This window comes from Ammoniphilus soli, assembly GCF_040813775.1.
In genome coordinates this window covers 1-2,571 of record NZ_JBEGDL010000095.1, presented here as the reverse complement: position 1 = coordinate 2,571, position 2,571 = coordinate 1, and the positions used below count along the sequence as shown (strand labels likewise).

General features: G+C 38.1%; 3 protein-coding genes. 1 reads left to right on the top strand and 2 read right to left on the bottom strand.

Annotation, left to right across the window (positions count from 1 at the left end):
• Nucleotides 1-61: 61 nt before the first annotated feature.
• Both ABLT31_RS38255 and ABLT31_RS38250 read right to left on the bottom strand, forming a co-directional pair.
• Nucleotides 62-769: an SDR family oxidoreductase gene (locus ABLT31_RS38255; protein WP_367760954.1), complete on the bottom strand. Its 708-nt coding sequence runs from the start codon at nucleotides 767-769 to the stop codon at nucleotides 62-64.
• A gap of 163 nt (nucleotides 770-932) precedes the next feature.
• A complete protein-coding gene (locus ABLT31_RS38250; RefSeq protein ID WP_367760953.1) occupies nucleotides 933-1,679 on the bottom strand; it encodes an SDR family oxidoreductase in 747 nt (248 codons plus the stop codon).
• Between the two features lie 187 nt (nucleotides 1,680-1,866).
• Here ABLT31_RS38250 and ABLT31_RS38245 point away from each other — a divergent pair, with 187 nt between their 5' ends.
• Nucleotides 1,867-2,412 carry a TetR/AcrR family transcriptional regulator gene (locus ABLT31_RS38245; RefSeq protein ID WP_367760952.1) on the top strand — a complete coding sequence of 182 codons (546 nt, stop codon included), beginning with the start codon at nucleotides 1,867-1,869 and terminating at the stop codon, nucleotides 2,410-2,412.
• The last annotated feature ends 159 nt before the right edge of the window (nucleotides 2,413-2,571 follow it).

Genomic DNA, 2,571 nt, shown 5'->3' with positions numbered 1-2,571 from the left:
TACAAAATCTGGTTTCATCGAACCATACTTAAACACCAAATAATTTGCTCATACTGTATTGTTACCATTCGATTCGTTTTCCATCTCTGAAGGATCCTCCGTTAGGTCCTTCAGGTCCAATCGTCGCTAACCAAAGGATAGATTCGGCTGCTTGAACAGGGGTTCTTGGAGCAGATGGTCCACCCATATCGGAGCTCACCCATCCCGGATCGACTGCATTTATCTTGATATCACCATGGATTTCTGCAGCTAGCAATCGTGTCAATCCATTTAGGGCAAATTTAGACAACTTATAAGCTCCTACTCCTGGATGTGACATCTCGCTCATCGCCCCATATTCTGAGGAAACATTAAGAATTCTCCCATAGCCTTGTTTCTCCATGAGGGGAATAAAGGAACGAATCACATGGTAAACTCCAAAGAAATTGGTTGCCATTGTTTTCTGCAGAATGGAAGGGTCCATAGCCACTAACTTTTTATTCTCATCCAGATACACGCCAGCATTATTAATCAATACGTCTAATCTTCCATAACGCTCATTTACTGTAGTCGAAGCTTGACGGATGCTTTCATGATTATCTACATCTATCGATACAAACGAAACGTCCAGATTTGACTCCCTAAGTTTTTGTATCGCTTTATGACCCTTCTCTGGATCCCGACTTGCCAATATCACCTTAAAACCTTTCAAAGCTAATTGTTTGACCAACTCATATCCAATTCCTCTATTTCCGCCAGTGACAAGTGCAACTTTTATATCCTTTGACATTTTAATTCCTCCATTTTTCGGCTAATAGTTTTGAGCAGAGGAGATTTTTCCAATTAAAACCTGTATAAAATACTGAGAAGAAATTAAAAGGCTGTCAAGGTCTTCTCGACAGCCTAAGTTTTAGAAAATGAATAGCTCTTAGTTTTATCTTATCTTGTAATTATTACCAAGGTTGACGTGTTGGTCCAATTGTAAACTCATTAATGTTCGTATCTTCTGGCTGATCAATCGCGAATGCCACAACATTGGCAACTCGATCAGGTGTAATACCATATTGTTCGTACAACGCAGTCATACCTTCTGAAATATTCTTATCAGTAATCGTATCCAACAATTCCGTGTTGATCGCTGCTGGATAAATAGTTGCTGTGCGGATGTTCGTACCTTCTTGGGCAGATTCCATACGCAAAACTTCCATTAAATCACGAACAGCCCACTTTGTTGCGCCATAAACCGCACCGCCTGGGTAAGCTTTAAGCCCAGCTACTGATGAAGTAGTGATGATATGTCCAGACTTTTGCGATGTAAATGTTGGCAATACTGCGGCGATACCATTCAATACACCTTTAATATTAACGTCAACCATACTGTTCCACTCGTCAGTTTTTAATTCGGATAGTGGTGAATTAGGCATTATTCCAGCGTTCAAGAAGATTACATCGACACCACCAAAAGTGTCTTTAGCTAGTTGAACAAGCTGCTGACTTTCATCTGGATTAACAACATCTGTGACGCGATAAGCCGCTTGACCACCGTTCGATCTAATTTCTTCAACTAATTTTGCTAAACGCTCTTCACGTCTTGCACCAAGTACAACTTTTGCACCTTTCTCAGCTAACAGCTTAGCTGTGGCTTCCCCAATACCTGAACTTGCGCCTGTAATTACAACCACTTTGTTTTCAATTGTCATTTCGTTTGTTCATCCTTTCATATTAAACAAAAACTACAATTGATGCTTTCTCGACATCTGTAAATAATTTATTATATAAATATAAACAAAACAAGGCATAGAAATCGTTAATTTAATCAGTTTTGTTGTTTACACAACAAAACGATAAAAATTGTTGATTATTTCAAGAAAGCAGGGTGATTTTAACATGACAAAAGTAGATAGAAGGGTAGCAAGAACCCAAGAAGCAATTAAAAAAGCGTTCCTTGAATTAATGTCTGAAAAAAATTTCGATAGCATTACCATTCAGGATATTTCTGACAGGGCAAATATTAACCGCGCAACTGTTTATCTTCATTACTTGGATAAATTTGACCTGTTGGATAAGATCATCGAAGAACATATCTGGAACATGGCTAATCTTTGTGAGTTGGAAGCTGAAATGGATTGGATTGAAGCGACTGTACTCTGCATGGAATATCTTGAAAGTAATTATTTATTTTTTTCGACGATGTTGGCGAGTGAAGGAGCTCCGTATTTTCGTAGCCGGTTTGTTCAACATAATATCGAAGAATTCAAAAAAGACGTAGATGTAACAAAAGGCAAAAATCTCGGTCAAAATAAAGATATAGTTGCCGAATTTGTTGCAAATGCTTACGTAGGTGTAGTGGAATGGTGGCTAAAAAATGGCATGCCTTATCCACCGCAGGAAATGGCAGAAAAAGTGGGGGATTTATTAGACAGGATTATATAGAATTACCGCATAAAAAAACTCTCTTGTTTATTAAGGAATGAGGAGGAAAATGTGTCCTTCCCTCTTTAATAAAAATGTTGTATGTGAAGGGTTGCACTTAAACTAATGGGTGCATTAATCAAGTAGGATTAATGCTTATTTTTGTTGGAGTTATTGTAA